We start from the raw sequence: 18,819 nt of genomic DNA, 5'->3' as shown, positions 1-18,819 counted from the left end.
ATGTTGACACCCCGCTATTTCAGTTGATCGATATCTATTGTTACCCGATTATCCGGACGGTCGTTTAACGCTTCTGCTGCGACATCAAACCACTCGGCAAGCTGCGTAGTCGTTGGATAATTGGCTTCCAGAACAATCTCTCCATTTAATAAAACGACAGGTAGCCTGTCTGGACCTTGTTCTTCGAGAAACTTATTCACGATTTTATTGTCGACGAACTCCCCAGGCTCATTTGCGAGATTATAACGATTTATAGTAAACCCCTTCTTTTGAAGAGAAAATACAGCACTGGCTACCCGTGTAAGTTCTGGATCTACAGTTGGCCCGCATACTCCGGTAGAACAACACATTGCTGGGTCAAAAATTTCAAGTTTAGTCATGCTAACCCTCCATAGTAAATTTAATAACTTGTTACGCTATTATTTTCCAGTCTCAGCAAACAGCTTAATACGCTCGCCAATTTCATCACGTACCTGCTGGAATACCTTCCATTTCTCTTCGTCGGTTCCTTCTGCTTTTGCAGGATCGTCAAATCCCCAGTGTTCACGTTTTACGTGAGGTGGCGTCATCGGACATTTGTCGGCAGCATCTCCGCAAAGCGTAATAGCCATCGCAGCATTATTCAATATATCCGGATCGATGATGTCCGATTGCTGACCGGAAATGTCTATATCTACTTCTTTCATTGCTTTTACGGCATTTGGATTCAAGCCATGTGCTTCAATCCCAGCGCTTTTCACTTCCCAGTCGTCACCAAGATATTCTTTACCAAACCCTTCTGCCATTTGGCTTCTGCATGAGTTTCCCGTACATAGAAAGTAAATTGTTTTTTTAGTCATAAATAAATTCTCCTTTTTTTACCTGTAGCTGTTTGGTTTATCAGCCAAGTTTTTCAGTATATCAGCCAGTATTGTGGATATATCGGCCACGAGATGCAGCAGCACAAACTAACTCTGATTTAACTTTTATAAAATCACCCAAAGCCATAACGCAAGTCCAGACAGTGTGATGAACAAGGTTGGTATGGTTAGAATAATTCCGACCTTGAAATAATAGCCCCATGAAATCTTAAAACCTTTCAGGGATAGAACATGCAGCCATAATAATGTGGCAAGCGAACCAATCGGTGTAATTTTTGGTCCAAGATCTGACCCGATAACATTCGCATAAATAAGTGCTTCTTTTATTGGTGCTGTTGTTTGCACTTCTGAAATGGCAAGCGCGTCAATCATAACCGTTGGCATATTGTTCATAATCGAAGACAATATCGCGGCAATGAAGCCCATTCCAATCGTTGCCACATACAGTCCCTGATCTGCTGTCCACTGAATTAATGTAGCGAGAACACTTGTTAATCCAGCGTTCTGCAATCCATAGACAACCACATACATACCAACCGAGAAGAATACAATTGCCCATGGTGCACTTTTTACAACAGTTGACGTTTCGACCGCGGGGCTTCTTCTAGCCATAATCAGGAATAGAATAGCTATAATTCCAGCTACAATGGATACAGGAATACCAATGAATTCACTGCCAAAGTATCCGGCCAGTAATGCAGCTAATACTACCCATGAAACTCTGAACATGGTGTGATCTTTTATTGCTTCATTTGGTTGTTTTAACTGGGATAAATCATAGTTCCCAGGAATGCTTTTACGGAAAAATAAATATAATACCAAAATACTAGCACCTATCGAAAAGAGGTTTGGAATAATCATCCGTGAAGCATACTCCACAAATCCGATACCAAAATAATCGGCAGAAACTATATTTACTAAATTACTTACAATTAGTGGCAATGATGCGGTATCTGCAATAAAACCACTTGCCATAATAAACGGTAAAATCATTTTTTCTTTAAAATTTAAATTTCGCACCATTGCCAATACGATTGGCGTCAAGATAAGTGCAGCTCCGTCATTCGCAAAAAATGCCGCTACAACAGATCCCAATAAGATAATATAGACAAACATTCGAACGCCATTACCTTTGGCTATACGGGCCATATGCAATGCTGCCCATTCGAAAAATCCTATCTCGTCTAAAATAAGCGAGATTAAAATAACTGCGACAAACGTTAACGTGGCGTTCCAAACAATCCCGGTAACCGTAAGTACGTCACCCCATGAAACAACGCCAACGATTAGCGCAAGGATCGCCCCGCCGCACGCGCTCCAACCTATACCTAAGCCCTTAGGCTGCCAAATTACTAATACTAACGTAACGACAAAGATCCCAATGGCTAAATAAACTAATGAATCCAATCAAATTCCTCCTTATTTACGAAAAAACCTTACGTACAGCTAATTCGTTTTCCCTCTGCTTCTAAGCATTCTAATTTTTCTTTCTGATCTGGTATATGTTCAAGAAGCGTCATAACCATCGGAAAGCTCACACTCTCTTTATTTAGCGAATAAAAAATCCACTGCCCGCGTCTTTTCTCTTTCACAATGCCCGCATCCCGCAGCTTGCGAAGATGTTGACTGATGGAAGGCTGGCTCATATCAAACACTTCTACAAATTCACAAACACAGCATTCATTATCTTTTAACAGGCCGACCATGGTCAGTCTCGTCTTGTCACCTAATAATTTAAGTGTCAACGCCGCTTTTTCAATATCGATTACAGTTTGTAGCATACGCAAAGCGCCTCCTTATTCATTCGTGTATTAGTATATAACGATTTGCTTATATGTTGCAACTAATTATTCTCAATGGACGCAGATAACCCGCCATCCAGTAGACTCACACCGGGTGACAGGTTATTTTTTGTTTAGTTACTATATAACGGCTTATTCGTGTGGATATCAGCTTATCTATCAATTACGCACGATAATCGACTGAAACGCAAAGCTCCCGCCAACTACATCAGCCGGAACCACCTTAAACCGCTCGATTGTAAAAAACTCCTCCAGTAATTCCTGTATCGTATTGTCATCATAAAAGGAAAAGAAGCGCTTCGGCTCGTAGAAGTCATCCTCCCACACACCTTCAGAGTTCTGTCCACCATATACGCCCATAAAAAATAGTCCGAAAGGTTTTAACACGCGTTTGATTTCTTTCAGAACCTCCCTGATTTCGTTCTTAGGAGCATGAAGCAGACAATTCATCGCCCAAACCGCGTCAAATTGATCATTTGGGAAATCCAGATTTTCAAAGCTCATCACTCCAGCAGGCAGACCTTTATCCTTGCACAACCGCACCATTTCCGGCGAAATATCTGTACTATATGTCTCCAGCCCCTGTTCATTAAAGTACAAACTATCCTTGCCTGGCCCTGCACCAATTTCAAGCAAACTGTGCACACCTTCTTTCGTCGCAGTCGCATGAAAAATTTCCCGTTCTCTTTTCTTCCAATCCTGTTGCTTCGATTTGTCCCGCTCCATCGCCGTTTTGTTATAGGAATCAGTTATATTCACTTTACTGGTCATGAATTTGCCTCCATTTCTATCGATTCAATTGTTTCGTTTTTATCAACGACTGGCTCATCATAGAAATAATCCTGTATTACTAAATAAATCAAAATGGCGCAACAAATAAATGCTGCTGCAAGCACTAGTCCAAGAGTTGCTTTAACAACAAAACCAGTTACCCTAAACCATTTTTCACCATTACATTTATTTATCCAATCGGTAATGTTCATTCCTGCACCTCATTTATAACTGATACTATTGTTTCCTGGACTTTATTATTAAAAAATGTGGATTCTTCATTAAGTATGTATATTTTTTCGGGTACTTGTCCTTCATTACTTTTTCAGGCTGTGGTTCCGTAAGGCCTTCCACCGTTAAATATTCTGAGACAGCTGTAATAATTTCCTGTAACGACCTTCGATAAAAGCTGACGTCAGCTTTTATATTTTGCTTTGTCCATGTTTCTGTCAGCAGCTGCTTCTTAAAATAGTCCTCTAACTTAAATCTGGTAAAGTCCATAAAAGGATGATGGACAGAAAACAACAAGATTCCTCCAGGTTTCAATACTCGTCTGAACTCCTGAAAAACTGGCCCCCAGTCTTTTATGTAATGAAGTGTCAAGGAACTGACAATGATATCAAATTCTTCATTCTGAAATGGCAGCGCTTCTTCGAGGTCATGGCAAAAAATTGCTGCTTTAACTCCGAGTCTTCTTTTAGCCGCTTCGACCATCCCTGAACTTACATCGATTCCCGTAACGTCCGCACCACGGCTCACAAACGCCTCACAATACCAGCCAGCAGCACAGCCTGCATCTAAAACCTTTACCCCTTCCAGTTGCTCAGGGATCTCTTTCATCATTGCAGGACGCTCATAATCGGTATTATAGGGACTTTCCGTATCTACATTCTCCTCATAAGCTTTTGACAAATCGTTGTACGTCTCTTTGATTGATTTCAACGAGTATTCCCCTTACTGTTCAGTTTCTTATCCGTTACGTATAAAACCACTCCACCAAAACAAAAAATGATCATCGAAAGAAGCATAAACGCAGCGCCGTTCGTTCCTTCAACCACCGCGTTTCCTAAATACATGAGAAAAACCGCTAGTATGATAGCGATACCACTAGGTGCTATCGTGATTATCCTTGATTTCCCGGTCTCTCTGTAGTGGCGAGTCAGCTTAATAATGGCCAGTCCAACGGCAACCCCTAAAAAAGCGAAAATAATAAATAACATGTTCAACATCTCCTGACTATTCGTGGTGTCTTTAAAGCTATTCTTTATCGTTCGGTTTATCAATTAAAATAAAAAGAATTGGTGTTGCGATAGCCACGATGTATATCGCAAACTCATTTTCCGGGAAAAGAATCCCTACAGTTTTTATCAAAAGTATAATTGCTGCTATTGTTAAGAAAATCCTTAGTGCTGATCGTTTAATGCTTGCTTTTAATAATTCAAAGTCCATAGTAGCACCTCTTAATTAATCATGACCTGCTCTTCGTTGATGAAATTTAATAAAAAATTCCTATCTTCTGGAAAAGAAAGCTCCAAATCTTTTATTTCATTTGCTGACTTCCAGGCAATTTCGTAAATAAGTTCATCTGGATCCTGGATAATAGGACTTCCACCATCAACCTTAATTTGGAAATAATGTACTGTCACCGGGATGCCAAAAGTTGTACCTTCTTTTATAAATAACGGCTTTACTATGCTGGTTAAATAACCTGTTTCTTCATAGGTTTCTCTAATACAGCAAGCTTCAAACGTTTCATTCGCTTCCTTACCGCCAGACGGAATGGTCCAAAGCTTTTCCTCATCAGGAAGTCCCTGTTTAACCATTAGAATCTGTTTTTTTTCATTTATACACAATCCAGCAGAACCCATCCATTTTTTCATATGAACACCTCTAAACAAGAGTATTTACACACCTTTACTTTTGACCATTTTAATAAACCAAAATAGTGCAATCCAAGGAAGAATGTATTTAGTAGACCATTCTATGAACAGTATGAATTCGCCCATTCCCCCTGCTTGAGCCGATATTAATAGAAAGAAAAGAATAACAAGACTAATTGATCCATAGATTACCAGATTCATTTGTGGACTTACCTCCCTGATTATTCCTGCTCCTTCACATCAATAGTAAAACTTAAATCTTTATCTCTAATCGTTAGTTGTACATTACCAGATTCCTCAAACGTATACGGCGAAAGCTTATAGATTTTGTTTATTTCATCGATTGCTACTCCTTCTATACCTGAAACGTCAGGATTCCAGCTGACTTCCTTCCCTGAAGGATAACGAATCAATATTTCCGTTTCTTTATTCATATTTACTTTTTCCCATGATACTAATTTCAGGTTGGTTTCTTTGCCTTCCGTTACCAAACCATCTGCATAATACCCAACTTCTCCAATATCACCAAAAACGGTATAACTACCTCCATTTACGCTAATATCCATAAAAGGAGGCTGATACGTAATTTTGGCATAAATACCGTACCCCATTGATAATACAGCCGCTATAGAGAGACCAATCATCAGCTTTTTATAGGTACTAGTTGAAAAATTAGCCATCATGTCAGAAGCACCAGCAAATTTATCACCTAACCACAGCACGGCAATGACCAAAATAATACCAATACTCACGAATATATAAAACATTTTTTCAGCCCTTTCAGTTAATCTTACTTTCTTTTTTTGCCCTACTTTTTATGATAATAAAGCTTGAGAAGAAAATTACTGTTCCTGCGTTCATAATAATGAATGGAGGACCTAGTTCATCTCTAGTGATTAGTGTGTAAACGGAAAGTAAGAGAAGAGCTATCCAATAAAAGAAGAACGTAATGGTAATAGATTTTTGTATTACCTTCCATTCTCTATCATTCTGTTTTCTCATGTTATCACCTCTGTCACATAATCTTTTTACGTCCATCCTCAAATACAACAGCATTTTCTGTTCCAATAACCTGTAAACCATCGCGATTCACAAATATGGCAGTCCCTTCAGGTAAGGAAATGACTGGTTTATTATATTTCTCGATAAAATCCTGAATCAATGAATCTTCTTTTTCTTCATAATGGCACCAAATCGAGTAATCCTTAACAAGATTCAATCCTTCAAAGTAAGTTAAACCAACGTGGTTTGGATCAGAATATGCGCACGTCATGATATTGCTGCCCATAATGATGGCACCTGCGCTTCCGCCGTATATCACTCCACCGGAATTAAAATAGTTTACCAGCACTTTATCAAAACCGGTATCTATAAGCTCTTTATACAAACTGGTAGTGTTTCCGCCACCAATATATATTGCAGAAAACTGTCTGACATCCGCAACAGTTTTATTGTTCAGATCCGTCCACATTGTGATTTCGTTTATTCCTAAAGGATTAAAAACGCTATGTATCCAATCGAAGCATGATCCATACTCCGTTTCGTTCGGTTCTCGTGCGATAGGAATATATAATAATGGTTTATCCTTATCAATTTCACCTGTAAAAATGGTGTCTACGACTTTTGTTTGTTCTCCATCGCCACCACCAGAGATAAATAATTTACCCACTGCGTATCGACTCCTACGTTTAATAAATTGCAGTCATCAGTATATACGTAACCGCCGGTCAAAAGTTTCAGTTAATAAATGAAATAGTCAGAATTTATTTGTAGCAAATATACTATAATTATCCTTCGATCATCTTTAGGTAGGGGATTTCCTTACTGTCTACAACTGCTATGTATACTGCTTTATCCGTCTTAAATATTTTTGTTCCAACCGGGAGTTTAGTAGCGCTGCCATTAGTAAAATCCCCGGCATTATCAGTCTGCTCGCTAATCTCAGCAATCTGTTCCCCAATGTTATAATCTAACTCCTGTACCCACTCGACATCCTCGACGTTAGAATACACAATACTGCCAAGCATAAAAATATCAGCATTTTCTTGTTCAAGAAAGTCCTTTGGCGCGGGATTACCATTTGTTTCTGATTGAGAAGTGCCACAAGCAGATAATAAGCTTATCATAACAATCGAATATAAGAACAACCTTCCAGATACAGAATAACCATTCAACAGGATCACTCCTTAGTTTAAGGCGCTTGAACCGTCTTCCTTATCTTTTTCAACCTTAATCTTGAATAATAGTACTGTGTCATCTTCGGCGATCATTTTTTCAATTGCCTCTTCATTCTGCGGATCATATGATTTATAAGATTTTTCCGCTTCTCTGTACACAGCCAATATCCTTGTTTCTCCTGCTTCTAAATTTACTTCATCCTCACCGACAGCATATTTTTCCCTAGACGTCCCGGAAATTGTAATATTGTTAGCTAATGGACGCGGTTCACTCCTCACTTCAGGAGCATAGGTGAAGATCTGTGGGCTTTTATTATTAGGGCTTAAAATCCCAAAACCCAAATGACCCTCTTCATCCTGTTCAGGATTAACACTATAAATTAACTCCGCCACATTTGATTCGATTTTTTCTCCGTCACTGTAACCTTCCACCCACAACGTAACCAATTGATTATCAGTGTCAGGTAACTCAAAATTAAAATCGAACAATCTTCCTAAGTTCAATTCTTTGAACGTATTTACGTAGTCAGAGTCTGGAGTTGAAGAAATGGTTGCAATTCCTTGTTCTTTTTCTCCCTCACTGCATCCCGCCATGGCTAGTAAAATAAAAATCAATACTAACAATTGATAAGATTTTTTCATGAAAAAACTCCCTCACTATCAAGTCATTCTTCAATTTTTCGCTGCTTCTTTCATCGAATAGGTGCAGCAATATCGCTCGACTCCGGGATACTTTTCTCCTAAACTCGTTACCTGAAAGCCACATTTTTGATAAAATCCTACAGCATCTTTATCCGTTTCAGCAGTAATTCCCGTGAGATAATTTTGATCGATGACAAACTGAATCATCTTTCTTCCGAGTCCGTACCCGCGGAAATCTGGAGAAACGACAATATGCTTAATTTCACACTGGTTTGGAGATGGAAATTCAATTCCAATACATCCAATTGCGCTGTTATTTTGTTTAAATCCATATAATTTTCGGTTTTGAGATTGGTTGTACAGTTCATACTGTTTAGCAAGTTTATTTTCCGAGGTAGCATAGGCTAGAAGCTTCTTGATGGAGGGATCGTAGGTGGAATGAATTGCTTCCTTTACAGCCCATACCTGGTTATCGCTTTCCAGCAGATTTGGAACTGTTTCTGCAGTTACCCATTCTAAAAAGTGATCTTCTTCGATTGGTTCCTGTACTTTTGATTTTAATTTTGCTAAGAAAAAATAACCATCACTTAAGATAGGTTCATTTCTTGTGGAATGAAAATATCGCTGGGCTCGACCGATAAACGTACCAATTTCAATTTCGTATCCAGTCTCTTCCAGCAGCTCCCGTTCTAAACATTCGGCATCGTTTTCATTGTTTTCAACTCCGCCGCCAGCTAAAAAATACTTCCCTCGTGAACCTCGAATTATAGCAATTTTATCCTTAGCCGCATTGAAGATTACAGCGTAAACACCTTTTCTATATCGATAATCTAGTCCGGCAATTTTGTCCCCAAAGATCATACCCCGTTCGCACCTCTCATTCTTTCTTCATTTAAACGCTTCCTTTTAGTGTAACATTTTACAGACTAAATTATTTAAAAAATTAATCTTTTCTGTAGAAATTAATTTTTCTTTTGAGAGAAATGAACAAATAGATATACAATAGTAATATAGACACCACCAGTATGCTAATGGCTATTTGGAATACATAACCTCTCCAAGTCAGCACTATCCCAATTTGAGAAATAAGAATACAACAAAATATCGTTATATACATGGTCAACATACGCTGATAGGACTCTTTAACAGATTCTTTGTCTGAGTAAATTTTTTTCATGCCAGGATTGTCCGCTTCTGTACGAAAATAATGAAAGAGTTTTAACCAATTATAAGCATTGTTTATATTTTCCCAACCTGCATCCTTGTATAGCTGAAAATAATCGTTGCCAGGGCTTTGCAGAAAATCAATTTGGTAAATATACGATTCATCTGGACTCTCCTCAAAATAATAAATTCCAAATCGATATTTATAAAAGTGTAGACCCCGCCTCGACATTTCCGTCAGCCATTTCTCTTCCTTTTGAACATCTGATGCAATAAACAACCTAAATCGTTTTACAGTCATTTTTTATCCCTCCAAGTCTTCGATAATAACTTCCGCATTCTTCACCAGTGAGACTAGACGCTTATATTCAAGCTGAAGTACTGTCACACCTGTACGCGTCAACTCGTAATACTTCCGGCGGTCATCGGATTTAACGTCCGTCTTACATATGACTCCCTGTTTCTCAAGTTTGCTTAATGCCCCATATAACGTGCCAGGACCCATTGTTACGTCCCCATGGCTGATTTCTTCTACATCCTGCATGATCCCGTATCCGTGACGTGCTTCTCGCAGCGACAGTAAAATATAATACGTCGCCTGTGAGAGAGGCAAATAATTCTCTGGTAATTTTGTCATGTACTCACACACCTTTTTGTATCGCATATCGATATATCGCTTATCGATATAATAGCAAAATAATTACGTAATCACACTATTTTTTTATATTAAAAAAGACCCAGCATATAATCCGCTGGGTCTAACGTCATATTCCTAATGCATCTGTACTCGGTGCAAATTGGCAAAAATTCCATTCCGCTCAATAAGCTCTTCATGATTTCCCTGTTCTGCAATTCCATCTTTTGTAACGACCATAATTCGATCCGCATTTCTTATGGTTGCCAAACGATGCGCGATAACAAGAGTTGTGCGATCTTTAGCCAGTTCAGTTAATGCTTTTTGGATAATCATTTCTGTCTCGGTGTCGAGCGCAGAAGTTGCTTCATCCAGAATTAAGATCGGAGGATTTTTTAAGAACATCCGAGCAATGGCAATCCGCTGCTTTTGTCCACCTGATAGTTTCAGGCCACGCTCGCCGATTTGCGTCTCATATCCGTATGGCAGCTCGTTAATAAACTCCAGCATATGCGCATCCTTAGCCGCTTTTTCAATTTCTTCGTCTGAAGCATCAAGACGTCCGTATGCAATATTTTCCCGTAAGGTACCGGTAAATAGAAATACATCCTGCTGCACAATTCCAATCTGATGACGCAGTGATTCCTTTGTCATGTCACGCAAGTCAATTCCATCAATAGTAATACTTCCCGCGCGAACATCGTAAAAGCGGGGGATTAGTGAACATATTGTTGTTTTACCAGCTCCAGATGGCCCAACAAACGCAATCGTTTCGCCTGCATTCACCGAAAAATTAAGGTTATTCAGCACAGGAGCCTGTGTCTTTTCGTAGCCAAACGTTACCTGATTAAATTGAATATTACCCTTTAGCGATGTAACTTCCTGTGCATCTTTACGATTAACCACTTCAGGACTGACATCTAATAAATCGGTGAAGCGCTTAAACCCTGCCATCCCTTTCGGATATAGCTCAAGCAGTGCACTGATTTTTTCAATTGGTTTGAAGAGGACATTGGTGAATAGTATGAATAAAACAAGATCTCCCTCTGTGAAACTTTCATTGTTTAAGGTTATCCATGAACCAACTACTAACACAATCAGAACGATTAAACGCATCATCATATAAATATTCGAATGAACAAACGCCATTACTTTATAGGCGCTGATCTTCGCTGAACGAAAGCTGTAGTTATCCTTTGTGAAGCGAGCCATTTCATGTTTTTCATTTGTAAATGACTGAACAACACGTACACCAGATACAGCGTCTTCCACGCGGGCATTCACATCAGCAATGTCCTTGTACATCTTTTTCCATGCTGCGTTCATCTTGATGTTACTGAAGGTAATTAACCAAACGAGAATAGGCACTACAAACAGGATGATCAGCGCGAGCTTAGCGTTATATGTAAACATAATCCAAAACGCACCCACAAACGTCATGATCGCTATGAAAAAGTCTTCCGGACCATGGTGGGCAAGTTCGCCAATATCAAATAAATCATTCGTGATTCGACTCATGATATGCCCTGTTTTTGTATTATCAAAAAATCGGAAAGACTGCTTTTGCACATGATTAAATAAATCCTGACGCATATCCGTTTCAATATTTACCCCAAGCTTATGCCCCCAGTAGGTGACAACATATTGGAGAAACGTACTAAATAAATATACAAGAAACAGCCCAATGCTGACCAAGATAATTAGATTCCAGTCTTTGGTGGGAAGTAATTCATCAATAAATTTCTGAACCGCTACGGGAAAAGCAAGTTCCAGTATCGCAACGATTACAGCACAGCCAAAATCGATCATAAATAATCGCTTATGCGGCTTGTAGTAGGAGAAAAAACGTTTTATCACATGGTACACTTCCTTTTCATTATGTAAAAATAGTTATGGGCTTGAAATACAAGCCAACTCGGACAGAATACCGGCCGGGCCATGATTTACTCGCCGCTTTCATCTAAATACATGCCGCTTCGGCTGAAATACGAGCCAAACCTAGATGAATACAAGCCAACTCAGACGGAATACCGGCCGGGCCATGATTTACTCGCCGCTTTTATCTAAATACATCCCGCTCCGGCTGACATACATCCCAAGCTAGCAAAAATACCGGCCACCACCTATGTATAAGCCAAATTATAAGTCTAAATCTGTCGAATAGCAATAAGAATAGACCATTAGCTAACCTTCAAAAAAATACTTGTCAATCTTTGCCCAAGCCCAGCATATATATTAAAAAAGATGCAATTAGCCCCGTTTTTAAAATACAAACAGGAGGTGTCATGTGTGAGAATGCCGATATCGAATTGGATTTGCTATGCGGTTGGGTATGTTTTTATAATTACTGGTTTAATGAAATTATTATTTAATGATTTCCAAGCTAGCTTTGCAAGTTTGGAAGTGCCATTCCCTGCAACTCTTTTACTGGTAGTTGCGATTACAGAAATAGTTTGTGGTGCTTTGATTGCTGGAAGGTTCTATGTGAAGGAAGCTTCGTTACCTCTGATCGTTATTGTTATTGCAGCAATTATTTTAACGAAACTCCCTTTACTAACATCCGATGGTTTCTTCCATTTCTTATACGCAGCAAGACTTGATATTGTAATGCTGATTTTATTATTTTTACTCTGGAACCATGTACGAGGACAGAAGTTTAGATAATTCAATAGAATGATGAATTGGCACCTAAACCCAGGTGCCATTTTTATTAACAAAATTAAACTTATCCACAAACTTATGCACATATGCACACGTGTTCGCGTGACATCAAAAAATCACTCCCGCACATTGGGGAGTGATTTTTAATGATTAGCGCTGCTGACCAAGTTTTATGGTAGTCGTTTGTTTTTTACTATCACGATAAAAGGTTACATCTAAATCATCGCCAACCTTTTTTTCCTGATATAGAATTTTACGTAGATCAATCATATTCAAAATTTCTTTACCATCGACTTGGGTAATGACGTCCAAACGCTTTAGACCTGCTTTATCTGCCGGTGACATTTGTTCCACACTCCAGATATAGACGCCACCCTTAACACCTTCTGGGAGGCTTAGCGTGCCTTCCCACTCGGTCTGTGGTATCTCTTCCAGCGAGTAGATCTCAACACCCAAATACGGTCGGGTAATGGTTCCCTTTTTTTCTAATTGGTCTACTAGTGGTCTTGCTGTATCGATTGGAATTGCAAAGCCTATTCCTTCAACCGCTGTTTGATTAATCTTCATCGAATTAATTCCAATCAATTGGCCTTTAATATTAATTAGAGCGCCGCCGCTGTTCCCGGGATTGATTGCTGCATCGGTTTGAAGTACTTCAGCTTGCCAGTCTGGTCGCCCATCCTGGTTGAAGTCCATTGGAATGGTTCGTTGCTTTCCACTGATTACTCCTTGTGTTACAGAACCTGAGAACTGCATTCCTAATGGGTTCCCAATCGCGATCGCAGGCTCACCGACCTTTACACTCTCAGAGGATCCCATTTGGATGACCTGTTTTACTTGTTTACTATCCATCCGAAGAACAGCTAAATCCGAGAATAAATCACTTCCGAGAATTTCCGCTTTTATATGTGTATCATCGGAAAGGACAACTTCTATCGTGTCTGCTCCCTCGACCACATGATGGTTTGTAATCACATATGCAGTCCCATCATCTTTTTTGTAAATTACGCCTGATCCAGTACCAGCCTGACTTTCCTGCTGCTGCCAAAATTCCATTTGCTGCTGTATGTTGACTACACCTACTACAGCAGGAGCAACATCTTCAACAACATCTGTAATTTGAGTTGTGACGTCTACGTTAACGTAGCTGTTCTCAGATGATTGTGGTACATTTTCATTGCCAGACGGCGATTCATTTGTCCAGGCAGACTGCAATAAAGATGGCATTGCTATAACTACAATTAAGACGCCGATGACTATACCTATAAGTACAGGGAGAATCCAGTTTTTCTTACTTCTCTGTTTTCTGCCTGATGGTGGATATTGATCGTTAAAATAATCCATCCTATCATCCCTTTCATCATGTGCGGCGCCTGGCAATACCTAAATCACTTCATACAAGTCTGTAGCTTTTTTCGGATCCGTGTCCATGACCTTTATCGTTTTATTAATTGCAACGCCACGTTCTTCCAGCACATTACTAACCGACATTCTGGCTAAGTCTTTCATATTGTTATCTTGACTTAAATGAGCTAAATAAATACGTTTTGTTCGATTTCCAATAATATCATATAATGCTAAACCGCAGTCTTCATTTGAAACATGACCGGAATCACCCAGGATACGTCGTTTTACATTCCACGGATACCTTCCCATTCGGAGCATCCCAACATCGTGGTTTGCTTCAAAAATGTAGGCGTCTGCATCCTCAACCGTTTTTTTAATACGTTCCGATACGTATCCAAGATCTGTCACGAGAGCAACCTTTTTGTTGTTGTGACGAAACGTATAGAACATTGGCTCTGCAGCATCATGCGAAACGCCAAAGGATTCGATATCCATATCACTGAACGTCTTTACTTCTTCCATACCAAAATGAAATTTCTGATCCAATGAAATTTTTCCAATTGATCCTTCCATGGCATTCCATGTTTTTTCGTTTGCATAGATAGGTAAATTATATTTCCGCGCAATAATTCCTAGACCTTTAATATGATCACTATGCTCGTGCGTAACCAATATTCCGGTTAATTCTGCTGGATTCACGTGTACTTCACTAAAAAGCTTGTCCATTTGCTTTCCACTTAAACCAGCATCTACTAATATTTTCTCTTTTTCAGATTCTATATAAAAAGCATTTCCAGTACTTCCTGATGCTAATACACTAAAACGTAAAGTCATTCCGATTCACTCCGATTTATTCCTATTACTCGATTTTCCAGTTGTTTTAAAAGATATTCTTTTAACTCTTCATTTTTTTCAATTTGCATAACTTTTTCAGTCATTCGTTGCATCGAATCGGTTAAAAATACCAAGTCATCACTCGTAAATACAGAAGGTTCAATGGCGTTTACAAAATAATTCACTTTATCACCCGTGGTTACTTGCCATGTTGGCGCGAATACCTGTGTTGCGTTATCTAGCGGAATCCGCGTGAAATACCCTAATTCTACTTTTGAAACTTCGGTATTAGGTGTTAATTCATTCCTCTGATAGAGGACGCTGATTGCCTGAATTGGTGTCACTTTTTGTTCACCTGATTCCTCATCTATTTCACCAAGTAAGGTTTGGGAGTAAAAATCAATCTCATTCTCCTGATTCAGATAAACGAGTACTATTCCATTTGGATTGAAATAGATAGGACGGTTCTTTTTTGTCTGAAAAAATAATAAAACATTCATTTCTTTATTCCAGCCCCAATATTTATAACTCTCAGGAGAAACAAGTTCCAGCTCATTTTTCACAAGACCTGCAATTGCTTCATTTGTTGCATCTTCTTCTACCTTCACAGGGTCCTTTAATTTAGAAATAATGAATTCCTGATCAATAATTGCAGTCTCCTGAGTACTTGCTGCTTTAAGCGATCTCACTTCTTCTTCGCTGAAAACCTGCTTCTTCACAGCTATATAGGTTCCATCTTTTACCTCGTTTGATACATCATCTGAAATCGTTATATTATCTGCTTTCAGATTATCTTCAATAGTGGAGATCTGTTCTTTCAATACGTCCAAATCTTCCTTCTTCTGCTTGTCAGTAAACTGAATAAGTAAATAGATATCAAGGAGAAAGAAACAGAGGATAAATAATGTTTTAATTTGACTCCATTGCATCCACTGCTCCCCCCTTTTTTGGTTCAAAACTGATTTTCTCCCATTCACTGTCATCCTGTTTCCTCATAAACCAAGCAGGATTGAGCGTTGCTAAAGTTAGTTCCTCGTTATATGAGTAATCGTATCCAATTTTAATATTTTGTATCGCTTCCAGTTCGCTGTCATCATACTCCCGTTCCAAATAAGAAATAACTTCCATTCCGGATCTCAGTTCTACTGAAGTGGAATCAGGAAGCACACTTTTTAAGCTGATAATCGGCCGGGAGTAATGATACAACTCGCCGTTTTCCCCAAACTCCTGTTCAATTACGGATAAGTTTGCCGTACTGAATGTTGGTAATCCTTCATAAATCATACGATAACGCAGCGTCCTTCTGACGGAATTAATCTCAACCAGCTTATAGGTGTCTGTCCAGCCTTTGTAATCATTAATGTTCTGTCTGCTGTAATCCAGTAAAGCTCCTGCAGGAATTTGAACGTTTTCGGAATCATCCCGTTTGGAATTGAGCAACTCCATACTCAAGTTATCGGCAGAAATACGTAAGTCCTTCTCACTATCATTATAATAATTACCCGTTCCACTAGCTAACGTATTGGGAAATAATATATCCACCAATTTTGTTTCATCAATACGGTCCACAGTGTGCTGGGTTTTCTCCAAAGTTACGTTATTTTGTGGAATATAGATTGGTTCCGCACCCTTGTCATAATGCAACAATTCGATTAAATCAGTATTTTCTTTTGTAGTATAATTCCATAACCGTTCATACTTACTCGTCTCTTTTACAACAGCGGTTAATCGCTGCTGTTCATCCTCTGAAATAAAATGAAATTTCAGTTCAGATCTGTTTTCGATAAACGTAATAACAATTCGATCAAATGACCAATTAGGTAAGCGCCCTGATTCTACAACGTTAAAGAGACTCGGTAAAAACGATAAAGGAAGTGCAGTAGGAAAAGTGATTTCCATTTGTCTCTTATTTGTGATTTGATCTTTACGATCAACCGACTGAATACCTGTAAGACCCCATGTATGCATATCGTCAAACAATAAAGCCGATTGATTTGGTTTCGCAAAACCGTAATGTTTGTCATCCACTTGAAACGTAATTTCGCTAGGTCCAATGAGGTCACTTTTTTTAAGGTTACCTTCCCCGCCTACGCTGATACTGGTTGCAAATGAATCATTTAATACTTCGTCATCTGACTGATAACTCCACAAACCAGCAGTAAGCAGTATACTTACTACGATTAAAAACGTTAACGTAAAGGATTTAATGGATTCTAATTTCATAAGAAACTCCTCCGCTTCTGATTCATTAGCGGAAGTGTAAAGAGAATAGTAGTCCCTTTACCTTCTTTGCTTCTAGCCCAAATCTTTCCATGATGTGCCTCGACTAATTCTTTGGCAATGGCAAGCCCCAAGCCAGTTCCTCCAAGTTTGCGGTTACGCGCTTTATCAGCACGATAAAATCGTTCGAAGATTTTATCCAATTTTTCGTATGCGATGCCTGGCCCCTCGTCCTGGATGCTGATTAAAAGCTGATGCTTTTGTTTTTCAGCTTTAAATTGTATTGTTCCCCCGTCTGAAGAGTACTTTATGGCATTTGATATGATATTGTCCAACACTTGTGTCAGTTTATCCTTATCAAGATACACATAATACTGCCCAATCGGAAGGTCCCGTTTAAGGTTTATTTTTTCCGCCACATTCATATCAAAGCGATCAATAATGCGATGTAAATAGGTAATAAATTCTGTTCGTTCTTTGTGCAGTCCGTAATCCTTATGATCCATTTTAGAAAGCTGCAGCAGATCATTTACCATTCGAATCATACGCTCAGTTTCATTCTGAGTAACACTTAAAAATCTCGGAGCAATCTCCTTATCTTCCCACGCACCTTCTGTCAATGCCTCAAGGTAACTCCGCATTGTTGTTAAAGGAGTTCTAAGTTCATGAGATACATTGGATACAAACTCCCGACGCTCCTGTTCGGCTTTTTCCTGTTCTGTTACGTCACTTAAAACCGTAATAAAACCTATAACATCATCAAAATCATCGGTGATAATGGAGAAGTTTGCCCGAATAAGAAAGACGTCGTCCCCTTCACTGAAATCGACAATCATGGATCCGGTATCATACAGGTCAGAAATGTCGACTACTTTATCGCCTAACTGCAGCACATCTATTAAAAATTTACCCTTCAATTCTTCTGGATCTTTACTTAAAAGAATTGCAGCAGCTTCATTCATCAGCGTAACCGAACCTTTATCATCTGTCGCAATTACTCCGTCAGACATATTGGAGAGAACGGAACTCAGTTTCCTGCGTTCCTCTTCTGTCGTGGCCTGTGAATGTCTTAATTTATCATTTAAATCATTGAAGGTTTCTGCAAGGTTTCCTATTTCATCTGTACTGTATACATTTACTTTCTCAGAAAATACTCCCTTCGCCATCGTTTGAGCCTGACGACGCATTTCCTTTATAGGCTTAGTAATGGTCCGTGCTATTAGAACACCCAGAAAAGCTGAAACGGTTACAGCTAATATTGAACCTTGTAGGAATATCTGATTTATGTCTTCAAGCTGATTATATACACCTTCCATTGAGGCTTCTAAGTATATAGCGCCTACTGTTTCGCCTTCACTATCTTTTAGTGAAGAAACAGAAACAAAAAACCTTGGAGAGTTTTCGGATAATTTAACTACTTTTTCCTGATGAGATGAACCAAACAACAATACATTTTGTATCAAATTATTGGTATTCTTTTTCCCGATGTTAGCGGTATAGTCATTTGTTCCTAAAATACGCCCTTGATCATTTACTACCTGTATACTCGTACCATCATTTCTTTCTACGCCACTTACAATTTCCTGTATTTCCTCTTGGAGTGTTTGTTCACCTTCTATTCGTTCTTTTGCGAACGCCCGCTCAAGGTTAAGACTTAAATAATCCGACTGCGTGTTAACAGATTGCTTAAAGTTACCGGTTAGCTTATCCTCCAATTTCCCTACAAAATAAGAACCGATAACTTGTATCGCGACAAGCAGCAGTAAAATAAAAATGATGATAAATTTTAATTGTATAGATCGAAAAAAGCCCACTTTCTTCATAAAA

The 18,819-nt window shown here is 38.9% G+C and carries 26 protein-coding genes; 1 reads left to right on the top strand and 25 read right to left on the bottom strand.

Annotated elements, in window-relative coordinates; genetic code table 11:
- Positions 1-14: 14 nt before the first annotated feature.
- The 20 genes from arsD to VBD025_RS04300 all read right to left on the bottom strand — a co-directional run bounded on the left by arsD (position 15) and on the right by VBD025_RS04300 (position 11,787).
- The gene (gene arsD / locus VBD025_RS04395) at positions 15-380 is read right to left on the bottom strand and encodes an arsenite efflux transporter metallochaperone ArsD (protein ID WP_430789652.1); all 366 of its coding nucleotides are present in this window, start codon (positions 378-380) and stop codon (positions 15-17) included.
- Between the two features lie 39 nt (positions 381-419).
- Complete coding sequence (gene arsC, locus VBD025_RS04390) at positions 420-839, bottom strand: arsenate reductase (thioredoxin) (protein WP_430789650.1); 420 nt, start codon at positions 837-839, stop codon at positions 420-422.
- A 126-nt stretch (positions 840-965) separates the two neighbouring features.
- Positions 966-2,267 (bottom strand): arsenic transporter, encoded by a 1,302-nt coding sequence (locus VBD025_RS04385; RefSeq protein ID WP_430789648.1) that lies wholly within the window; start codon positions 2,265-2,267, stop codon positions 966-968.
- Between the two features lie 29 nt (positions 2,268-2,296).
- Positions 2,297-2,641 (bottom strand): ArsR/SmtB family transcription factor, encoded by a 345-nt coding sequence (locus VBD025_RS04380; protein ID WP_430789646.1) that lies wholly within the window; start codon positions 2,639-2,641, stop codon positions 2,297-2,299.
- A gap of 180 nt (positions 2,642-2,821) precedes the next feature.
- Positions 2,822-3,433: a class I SAM-dependent methyltransferase gene (locus tag VBD025_RS04375; RefSeq protein ID WP_430789644.1), complete on the bottom strand. Its 612-nt coding sequence runs from the start codon at positions 3,431-3,433 to the stop codon at positions 2,822-2,824.
- The gene (locus VBD025_RS04370; RefSeq protein WP_430789642.1) at positions 3,430-3,645 is read right to left on the bottom strand and encodes a hypothetical protein; all 216 of its coding nucleotides are present in this window, start codon (positions 3,643-3,645) and stop codon (positions 3,430-3,432) included. Before VBD025_RS04370 ends, VBD025_RS04375 begins: the two co-directional genes overlap by 4 nt.
- A 25-nt stretch (positions 3,646-3,670) precedes the next feature.
- The gene (locus VBD025_RS04365) at positions 3,671-4,375 is read right to left on the bottom strand and encodes a class I SAM-dependent methyltransferase (protein WP_430789640.1); all 705 of its coding nucleotides are present in this window, start codon (positions 4,373-4,375) and stop codon (positions 3,671-3,673) included.
- Positions 4,372-4,653 (bottom strand): hypothetical protein, encoded by a 282-nt coding sequence (locus VBD025_RS04360; RefSeq protein ID WP_430789638.1) that lies wholly within the window; start codon positions 4,651-4,653, stop codon positions 4,372-4,374. Before VBD025_RS04360 ends, VBD025_RS04365 begins: the two co-directional genes overlap by 4 nt.
- 37 nt (positions 4,654-4,690) lie before the next feature.
- Positions 4,691-4,882: a hypothetical protein gene (locus VBD025_RS04355; protein WP_430789636.1), complete on the bottom strand. Its 192-nt coding sequence runs from the start codon at positions 4,880-4,882 to the stop codon at positions 4,691-4,693.
- An 11-nt stretch (positions 4,883-4,893) separates the two neighbouring features.
- Positions 4,894-5,313, bottom strand: a complete 420-nt coding sequence (locus VBD025_RS04350) for an NUDIX hydrolase (protein WP_430789634.1) — start codon at positions 5,311-5,313, stop codon at positions 4,894-4,896.
- A 24-nt stretch (positions 5,314-5,337) separates the two neighbouring features.
- Positions 5,338-5,514: a hypothetical protein gene (locus VBD025_RS04345; protein WP_430789632.1), complete on the bottom strand. Its 177-nt coding sequence runs from the start codon at positions 5,512-5,514 to the stop codon at positions 5,338-5,340.
- 20 nt (positions 5,515-5,534) lie between these two features.
- Complete coding sequence (locus VBD025_RS04340; RefSeq protein WP_430789630.1) at positions 5,535-6,065, bottom strand: hypothetical protein; 531 nt, start codon at positions 6,063-6,065, stop codon at positions 5,535-5,537.
- 28 nt (positions 6,066-6,093) lie between these two features.
- Entirely contained in the window at positions 6,094-6,315 is a 222-nt protein-coding gene (locus VBD025_RS04335; RefSeq protein ID WP_430789628.1) for a hypothetical protein, read from the bottom strand.
- Between the two features lie 13 nt (positions 6,316-6,328).
- A complete protein-coding gene (locus tag VBD025_RS04330) occupies positions 6,329-6,982 on the bottom strand; it encodes a Type 1 glutamine amidotransferase-like domain-containing protein (protein WP_430789626.1) in 654 nt (217 codons plus the stop codon).
- 118 nt (positions 6,983-7,100) lie between these two features.
- Complete coding sequence (locus tag VBD025_RS04325) at positions 7,101-7,487, bottom strand: hypothetical protein (protein WP_430789623.1); 387 nt, start codon at positions 7,485-7,487, stop codon at positions 7,101-7,103.
- Positions 7,488-7,499: 12 nt separating this feature from the next.
- A complete protein-coding gene (locus VBD025_RS04320) occupies positions 7,500-8,132 on the bottom strand; it encodes a hypothetical protein (RefSeq protein ID WP_430789620.1) in 633 nt (210 codons plus the stop codon).
- A 30-nt stretch (positions 8,133-8,162) separates the two neighbouring features.
- A complete protein-coding gene (locus VBD025_RS04315; RefSeq protein ID WP_430789617.1) occupies positions 8,163-8,993 on the bottom strand; it encodes a GNAT family N-acetyltransferase in 831 nt (276 codons plus the stop codon).
- Between the two features lie 82 nt (positions 8,994-9,075).
- On the bottom strand, positions 9,076-9,597 hold the full coding sequence (locus VBD025_RS04310) for a DUF2812 domain-containing protein (RefSeq protein WP_430789614.1): 522 nt from the start codon (positions 9,595-9,597) through the stop codon (positions 9,076-9,078).
- A 3-nt stretch (positions 9,598-9,600) separates the two neighbouring features.
- Complete coding sequence (locus VBD025_RS04305) at positions 9,601-9,933, bottom strand: PadR family transcriptional regulator (RefSeq protein ID WP_430789612.1); 333 nt, start codon at positions 9,931-9,933, stop codon at positions 9,601-9,603.
- A gap of 135 nt (positions 9,934-10,068) precedes the next feature.
- The gene (locus VBD025_RS04300; protein ID WP_430789610.1) at positions 10,069-11,787 is read right to left on the bottom strand and encodes an ABC transporter ATP-binding protein; all 1,719 of its coding nucleotides are present in this window, start codon (positions 11,785-11,787) and stop codon (positions 10,069-10,071) included.
- A gap of 438 nt (positions 11,788-12,225) precedes the next feature.
- Here VBD025_RS04300 and VBD025_RS04295 point away from each other — a divergent pair, with 438 nt between their 5' ends.
- On the top strand, positions 12,226-12,594 hold the full coding sequence (locus tag VBD025_RS04295; RefSeq protein WP_430791258.1) for a DoxX family protein: 369 nt from the start codon (positions 12,226-12,228) through the stop codon (positions 12,592-12,594).
- A 147-nt stretch (positions 12,595-12,741) separates the two neighbouring features.
- On the opposite strand, the gene VBD025_RS04290 is transcribed toward VBD025_RS04295, so the two are convergent.
- The 5 genes from VBD025_RS04290 to walK are packed head-to-tail and all read right to left on the bottom strand — an operon-like array spanning position 12,742 to position 18,815.
- Positions 12,742-13,935 carry a S1C family serine protease gene (locus VBD025_RS04290; RefSeq protein WP_430789608.1) on the bottom strand — a complete coding sequence of 398 codons (1,194 nt, stop codon included), beginning with the start codon at positions 13,933-13,935 and terminating at the stop codon, positions 12,742-12,744.
- A 39-nt stretch (positions 13,936-13,974) separates the two neighbouring features.
- Positions 13,975-14,772, bottom strand: a complete 798-nt coding sequence (locus tag VBD025_RS04285; protein ID WP_430789606.1) for an MBL fold metallo-hydrolase — start codon at positions 14,770-14,772, stop codon at positions 13,975-13,977.
- Entirely contained in the window at positions 14,769-15,701 is a 933-nt protein-coding gene (locus VBD025_RS04280; protein WP_430789604.1) for a two-component system regulatory protein YycI, read from the bottom strand. Before VBD025_RS04280 ends, VBD025_RS04285 begins: the two co-directional genes overlap by 4 nt.
- Positions 15,682-16,995 (bottom strand): YycH family regulatory protein, encoded by a 1,314-nt coding sequence (locus VBD025_RS04275; RefSeq protein ID WP_430789601.1) that lies wholly within the window; start codon positions 16,993-16,995, stop codon positions 15,682-15,684. The genes VBD025_RS04280 and VBD025_RS04275 overlap by 20 nt, the downstream gene beginning before the upstream one ends.
- Positions 16,992-18,815, bottom strand: coding sequence for a cell wall metabolism sensor histidine kinase WalK (walK, locus tag VBD025_RS04270; RefSeq protein ID WP_430789599.1), 1,824 nt, complete (start codon positions 18,813-18,815; stop codon positions 16,992-16,994). Before walK ends, VBD025_RS04275 begins: the two co-directional genes overlap by 4 nt.
- Positions 18,816-18,819: the final 4 nt, after the last annotated feature.

Origin of the sequence: Virgibacillus flavescens (assembly GCF_050574275.1) — a bacterium.
GTDB classification, from domain to species: domain Bacteria; phylum Bacillota; class Bacilli; order Bacillales; family Amphibacillaceae; genus Virgibacillus_F; species Virgibacillus_F flavescens.
Note: the sequence above shows the minus strand (reverse complement) of the source record. Positions and strands in the feature narration are given on the sequence as shown.